This is a genomic window from Pseudomonas orientalis (genome assembly GCF_001439815.1).
Taxonomy (GTDB): domain Bacteria; phylum Pseudomonadota; class Gammaproteobacteria; order Pseudomonadales; family Pseudomonadaceae; genus Aquipseudomonas; species Aquipseudomonas orientalis.
Genome location: NZ_JYLM01000031.1, coordinates 1 through 592 on the forward strand (window position 1 = coordinate 1; position 592 = coordinate 592).

General features: G+C 57.4%; 1 protein-coding gene. It reads left to right on the top strand.

The annotated features are described in order from the left end of the window. Positions 1-592: LUD domain-containing protein (locus TU82_RS27330; protein ID WP_169794977.1), on the top strand; the 592-nt coding region annotated here is incomplete at both ends.

Consider the following 592-nt stretch of genomic DNA (forward strand, 5'->3'; position numbering starts at 1 on the left):
GTGCCATGGATTCTCTGATGACCAAACGCGCCGTGGCCTTCAGTGATGCCCACGAACGCGAGCACTTGCGCGCCCTGGGCAACGCCATTCGCGCCCGCGCCCTGTCCAAACTGCCCGACTTGCTGGAGCGACTGGAAGCCAACCTGACCCGCAATGGCGTGCAGGTTCATTGGGCCGAGACCGTCGAAGAAGCCAACGAAATTGTCTTGTCGATTGCTCGCCGTCGTGCGGCCAAGCAAGTGATCAAAGGCAAATCGATGGTCAGCGAAGAAATGGAAATGAACCACGTGCTCGGCGCCCAAGGCATTGAATGCCTGGAATCCGACATGGGCGAATACATCGTTCAGCTCGACAACAAAAAGCCTTCCCACATCATCATGCCCGCGATCCATAAGAACGCCGGGCAAGTGGCCGACTTGTTTCACGAAAAACTCGGCGTGGAATACACCAAGGACGTCGACCAACTGATCCAGATCGGTCGTCGCGTACTTCGGCAAAAATTCTTTGAAGCCGACATCGGCGTCTCCGGCGTCAACTTCGCCGTGGCCGAAACCGGCACCTTGCTGCTAGTGGAAAACGAAGGCAACGGCCG